The organism is Pseudomonas sp. B6(2017), from assembly GCF_002112765.1.
In the GTDB taxonomy this organism is placed as follows: Bacteria; Pseudomonadota; Gammaproteobacteria; order Pseudomonadales; family Pseudomonadaceae; genus Aquipseudomonas; species Aquipseudomonas piscis.
Genome location: NZ_NEIQ01000041.1, coordinates 1 through 6,661, shown reverse-complemented (window position 1 = coordinate 6,661; position 6,661 = coordinate 1). Strand labels below are relative to the sequence as shown.

Annotated in this window: 2 protein-coding genes; both read left to right on the top strand. The window is 65.6% G+C overall.

What is annotated here, in order from left to right; genetic code table 11:
* The first annotated feature begins 212 nt into the window (after nt 1–212).
* Entirely contained in the window at nt 213–3,665 is a 3,453-nt protein-coding gene (recC, locus tag CAG11_RS32690) for an exodeoxyribonuclease V subunit gamma (protein WP_085600797.1), read from the top strand.
* The coding region (recB, locus tag CAG11_RS32685; protein ID WP_085600795.1) for an exodeoxyribonuclease V subunit beta at nt 3,662–6,661 on the top strand (3,000 nt) is incomplete at its 3' end. The genes recC and recB, both read left to right, overlap by 4 nt.

Below are 6,661 nucleotides of genomic sequence, written 5' to 3'. Positions count from 1 at the left end.
TCGCCGATGGTAGTGTGGGGTTTCCCCATGTGAGAGTAGGTCATCGTCAAGATTAAATTCCGAAACCCCAATTGCGAAAGCAGTTGGGGTTTTGTCTTTGCGCGGACGAAAAACCATAGCGGCCCACAGCTCTTTGATCGGCTCGGCTGCCAGCCTTCCGTGACAGTGCTAAGGTTCCGCCCTAGCTTTTTGCATTCTCCAAGGAAGCCCTTATGCCGGACGTCTCGTCCATCAACCCTGGTTTCATGGTGGTTCATGGCAATCGCCTGGACGAGTTGCGCAGCCTGGTGGTCAGCTGGATGCGGCGTTACCCACTGGCTCCCCTGGAAAATGAAATCGCCCTGGTCCAGAGCAACGGTATTGCCCAGTGGTTGAAGCTGGCCCTGGCCGAAGACCCAGAGGACGATGACTCCGGCGGTTGTGGCATCGCTGCTGCCATCGATGTGCAATTGCCCGGCAGCTTCATGTGGCAGCTGTATCGCCAGGTACTGGGACGCGACGAGATCCCGCCCAAGTCCCTGCTGGACAAGGCCCCGTTGACCTGGCGACTGATGCGCCTGCTACCGGAGCTGATCGACGAGCCCCATTTCGAGCCCCTGCAACGTTTCCTGACCCACGACAGCGACTTGCGCAAACGCTATCAGTTGGCCGAGCGCCTGGCCGACCTGTTCGACCAGTACCAGGTGTACCGCGCCGACTGGCTGGAAGACTGGGCCGCAGGCCGCCACCAACTGCGCAACGTCCGCGGCGAGCCCAAGCCCCTGACCCCGGCCAACTGCTGGCAGGCCGAGCTATGGCGAGCGCTGCTCTTGGATGTTGGCACCGAAGGCATGGCCCAGAGCCGTGCAGGCGTGCACCAGCGCTTCATCGAACGCATCAACCACCTGCACACCGCCCCCTCTGGCTTGCCGTCCCGGGTGATCGTCTTCGGCATCTCCTCATTACCGGCCCAAGTGCTGGAAGCCCTGGCCGGCCTGGCTCGCTTCAGCCAGGTGCTGCTCTGCGTGCACAACCCTTGCCGCCACCACTGGGCCGATATCGTTGCCGACAAGGACCTGTTGCGCCACCAGTACAAACGCCAGGCGCGCAAGGCCGGCATGCCTCAAGCCCTGGACCCGGAGACCCTGCACCAGCACGCGCACCCCTTGCTGGCCGCCTGGGGCAAGCAAGGCCGGGACTACATCAACCTGCTGGACAGCTACGACGATCCCAACAGTTATCGCGCGGCCTTTCGCGATGGACGGATCGACCTATTCAGCGAGAGCCGCCCTGCCAGCATGCTCCAGCAACTGCAGGACGACATCCTCGAGCTGCGCCCCCTCGGCGAAACCCGCGAACTGTGGCCAGGGGTCGATCCGCAACAGGACCAGTCGATCCGTTTCCACATTGCCCATAGCGCCCAGCGCGAGGTGGAGATCCTCCACGACCAGTTGCTGGCCCGCTTCAGCGCCGACCCCGATCTGCGCCCACGGGATGTGATCGTCATGGTCCCGGACATCGACAGCTACGCACCGCATATTCGGGCGGTGTTCGGCCAGCTGGAGCGTGATGACCGGCGCTTCATCCCCTTTACTCTCACCGACCAGGGCCAGCGTGGCCGCGACCCGCTGCTGATCGCCGTGGAACACCTGTTGAAGCTTCCGGACAGCCGATTTCCGGTCAGCGAAATCCTCGACCTGCTGGACGTCCCGGCGTTGCGTGCACGTTTCGGCGTCGACGAAGCCGACTTGCCCACCCTGCATCGCTGGATCGAAGGCGCCGGCATCCGTTGGGGCATGAATGCCGAACAACGGGCCGAATTGGGCCTGCCCCAGGAGCTGGAGCAGAACAGCTGGCGTTTCGGTCTGCGGCGGATGCTGCTGGGTTATGCCGTCGGTCGTTCCGCGGCCTGCGACGGAATCGAACCCTACGATGAAATCGGTGGCCTGGACGCAGCCCTCATCGGCCCGTTGGTGGCCCTGCTCGATGCCCTGCAACTGGCCTACGAGCAGCTCTGCCAGCCCGCCGCGCCGGGGCAGTGGGGCGAACGCCTGCACAATCTGCTGGAGCTGTTCTTCCTGGCCAGCACCGAACATGACGACTACCTGCTGGGCCAACTGGAAGACCTGCGTGAAACCTGGCTCGAAACCTGCGAAGCCGTGGGCCTGCAAGATGAGCTGCCGTTGACCGTGGTCCGCGAAGCCTGGCTGGCGGGCCTCGACCAGGGGCGCCTGTCCCAGCGCTTCCTCGCCGGTGCGGTGAATTTCTGCACCCTGATGCCGATGCGTGCCATTCCCTTCAAGCTGGTGTGCCTTTTGGGAATGAACGATGGCGACTATCCACGGGCCCAGCCGCCGCTGGACTTCGACCTGATGGGCCGCGACTACCGTCCGGGCGATCGTTCGCGCCGCGAAGACGATCGCTACCTGCTGCTCGAGGCCCTGCTTTCGGCCCGTGACCAGCTCTATATCAGCTGGGTCGGCCGCAGTATCCGCGACAACAGCGAGCGCCCCGCGTCGGTACTGATCGGCCAATTGCGCGATCACCTGGCCAGTGGTTGGCACCTGGCGGACAACGGCCAATCGCTGTTGGAAGAACTGACCCAGGAGCATCCGTTGCAACCCTTCAGCGCTCGCTATTTCCACGACAGCGATCCGCTGTTCAGCTATGCCCGGGAGTGGCAGGTGCTGCACCAGGACCGCGAAGAGCAGGCTGTGGCCGAGCGCCTGGAGCCTTACGTGCAGGAAGAACCCCTGAGCCTGGCCCAGTTGCAGGATTTCCTGCGTCACCCGGTTCGGCATTTCTTCAGCCAGCGGCTCAAGGTGTTCTTCGAAGCGATGGAGGCCCCCCTGGCCGATGAAGAACCCTTCGTCCTCGATGCGCTGCAACGCTACAACCTCAGCGACAGCCTGCTTGCAGCCGCGCTGGCCAATGTCGAGCAGCCGGAGCAGGCATTGCAGGACCAGGCCCAGCGTCTCCAGGCCAGCGGCCTGCTGCCCATGGCCGGTTTTGGCGAGTGCCTGCAGCGGGAGTTGATGGAGCCGCTGCCCGACCTGCTGCAACGCTATCGGCAGCTGTTGGCCCTGTGGCCAACGCCCCTGGCCAGCGCCTTGCCCATCAGCCTGGAAGTGCAGGGCGTACGGATCGAAGGCTGGCTCAGTGCCCTGTACCAGCGGGCCGACGGTGGCTTGCTGGCGGTGACCACCATCGCCAACGCCATCGGCTCCACCAAGACCCGCAAATGGCACCGGCTGATCAAGCCGTGGATCAACCACTTGCTGGCCTGTGCCAGCGATTACCGCCTGACCACGGCGCTGGTGGCCAGCGATGACAGCCTGTTGCTGGCTCCTTTGGAGCCGCAAGTGGCCCAGCAGATCCTCGAGGACTTGCTGCGCGCCTGGCAGGCGGGCATGCGCCAGCCATTGCCCGTGGCGATCAAGACCGCCTTCGCCTGGCTGGGCCAGGGCGATCCGGACAAGGCCGCGGCCGCCGCGCGCAAGACCTACGATGGCGATGGCCAGAACAGCCAGGGCGAACGTCGTGAAAGCCCAGCCCTGGCCCGGCAGTTCGCCGACTACAACGCATTGATTGCCGATGAAACCTTCAGCGCCTGGGCCGAAACCCTTTATCGCCCGCTGCTCGATGCACCCTGGCGCTCGGCCCTCGGCGAGGAGGCCGGCGCATGACTGTACAGACTCCCCTGGCCCTGGCTTTTCCCCTGCGTGGCAGCCAGCTGATCGAGGCCAGCGCCGGCACCGGCAAGACCTTCACCATTTCCGCACTCTACCTGCGCCTGGTGCTGGGCCATGGCGGCGCAACCGCGGGCTTTGGCCGCGAACTGCTGCCGCCGCAGATCCTGGTGGTGACCTTCACCGATGCCGCCACCAAGGAATTGCGCGAGCGTATCCGCACCCGCCTGGCCGAGGCCGCCCGCTTCTTCCGCGACGAGATCCCGGCCCCGGACGGCCTGATCGAACAACTGCGCCAAGAGTATTGCGCCGAGCAATGGGCGGCCTGCGCCAACCGCCTGGATATCGCCGCCCAATGGATGGATGAGGCCGCGGTTTCCACCATCCATAGTTGGTGCCAACGCATGTTGCGTGAGCACGCTTTTGACAGCGGCAGCCTGTTCACCCAGACCCTGGAGACCGACCACAGTGACCTGCTGGGCGAGGTCCTGCGCGACTACTGGCGGCTGTTCTGCTATCCGCTGCAAGGTGAGGCGCTGAACTGGGTGCGCAGCCATTGGGTGGGGCCGGCCGAACTGCTGCCCCGGGTCCGGGCGTTGTTCGGCAATGAGCGACGCGATCCACAGGACCAGACGCCCGGCGAGCTGATCGATGCCAGCCTGCAAGAGCGCCGCGCGGCCCTGGTGCAGATCAAGGCTCCCTGGCGCCAATGGGCCGAGGAATTGCGCGAGATCTGCCTGCAAGGCGTGGCGAGCAAGAGTGTCGATGGCCGCAAGATGCAGGCCCGCTATTTCGAGCCCTGGTTCGACAAGATCAGCGCCTGGGCCGAGGACGAGAGCCTCGAGCAACTGGATATCGGCACCGGTTTCAGCCGCCTGACGCCCGAAGGCATGGGCGAAGCCTGGAAGGGCGAGCCTCCCAGCCACCCCGGCCTCGATGCCATGGCCGGGCTCAAGGCCCGCCTCGAGGCCTTGCCCAGCCCGGATGCGGCGGTGCTGCAACACGCCGCGCAGTGGGTCGGGGCGCGGTTCGAGGAAGAGAAGCGCCGTCGCGCCGAGATGGGCTTCGACGACATGCTGTTGCGCCTCGATGGCGCCTTGCAGAATGACGATGGCGGGCGCCTGGCCAGCCTGATTCGCGAGCAATTCCCGGTGGCCCTGATCGACGAATTCCAGGACACCGACCCGGTGCAGTACCGGATCTTCGAGAGCATCTACCGCATCGAGGACAACGACCCGGCGACCGGGCTGTTCCTGATCGGCGACCCCAAGCAGGCGATCTATGCCTTTCGCGGCGCCGATATCTATACCTATCTGCGAGCGCGCCAGGCCACCGATGGCCGCTTGCACACCCTGGGCACCAACTTCCGCTCCAGCCAGGCCATGGTCGCTGCGGTCAACCATGTCTTCCTGCAAGCCGAGCAGCGCCCCCAAGGGCGCGGTGCATTCCTGTTCCGCCAGAGCAATGGCAACAACCCGGTGCCGTTCCTGCCCGTGGCGGCCCAGGATCGCCAAGAGCGTTTGCAGGTCGATGGGCAACCGCTGCCGGCGTTGAATTTCTGGCTGCTGCCCTCGGAACAACCGGTATCCGGTGCTTTGTATCGCCAGCAACAGGCCGCCGCCTGTGCCAGTGCCATCGTCGGCTTGCTCAACGGTGGCCAGCAGGGCCGCAGCGGTTTCGTTCGCGATCAGCAAGGGTGCACGGGCCTGCTGCCCGCGGACATCGCCATCCTGGTGCGCGACGGCAAGGAGGCCCAGGCCATCCGTACCGAGCTGGCTGCCCGTGGCGTGCGCAGTGTCTACCTCTCGGACAAGGATTCGGTATTCGCCGCCCAGGAGGCCGGCGACCTGCTGGTGTGGCTCAAGGCCTGCGCCGAGCCGGATGTGGAGCGGCCGCTACGGGCGGCCCTGGCTTCGCTGACCCTTGACCTGCCGCTGCTGGAACTGGAGCGCTTGAACCAGGATGAACTGGCCTGGGAAGCACGGGTCATGCAGTTCCGTGGTTACCGTGGGATCTGGCGCAGCCAGGGCGTGCTGCCGATGCTGCGCCGCCTGCTGCACGACTTCCAGCTACCCCAGGCGCTGATGGCCCGCAGCGATGGCGAGCGGGTGCTGACCAACCTCCTGCACCTGTGCGAGCTGCTGCAGCAGAACGCCGCCGAGCTGGATGGCGAGCAGGCGCTGATCCGCCACCTGGCCGAGCACCTGGCGCTCTCCGGACAGGCCGGCGAAGAGCAGATCCTGCGCCTGGAAAGCGATGAACAACTGGTCAAGGTGGTCACCATCCACAAGTCCAAGGGCCTGGAGTATCCCTTGGTCTTCCTGCCATTCATCTGTTCCACCAAACCGGTGGACGGCAGCCGCTTGCCGTTGCATTACCACGATGGCGCCGGCAAGCCCCAGGTCAGCCTGCGACCCACCGAGCAACTGATCGCCCAGGCCGACGAAGAACGCCTGGCCGAGGACCTGCGCCTGCTCTATGTGGCCCTGACCCGGGCCCGGCATGCCTGCTGGCTGGGGGTTGCCGATCTCAAGCGGGGCAACCAGGGCAGTTCCATCCTGCATCTTTCGGCCCTGGGCTATCTCTTGGGGGGCGGTGCGGCACTCACTGAATCCACGGGCCTGCAGCGTTGGCTGCTGGATCTGCAGCAAGGCTGCCCGGCCATCGGCGTGGGCGAGTTGCCGGCCGTCGATGACCAGCGTTTCCATCCGCCTCGCAACCCGGCCCGCCTGCTGGCCCCGCTGGTGCCCGCACGACGTGCGGCGGAGCACTGGTGGATCGCGTCCTACAGCGCCCTGCGCATCAGCGACACCCTGGGCAGCGCCAGCCAGGCGCCGGACGATCCCCAGGCCCAGAAGCTGTTCGACGACGAGCGCCTGGATCCCGAGGCCCCTCGGGAAGTGGTCGCCAGCAGTGGCGATATCCACCGTTTCCCCCGTGGACCGAATCCCGGCACCTTCCTCCATGGCCTGTTGGAGTGGGCGGGCGGGGAG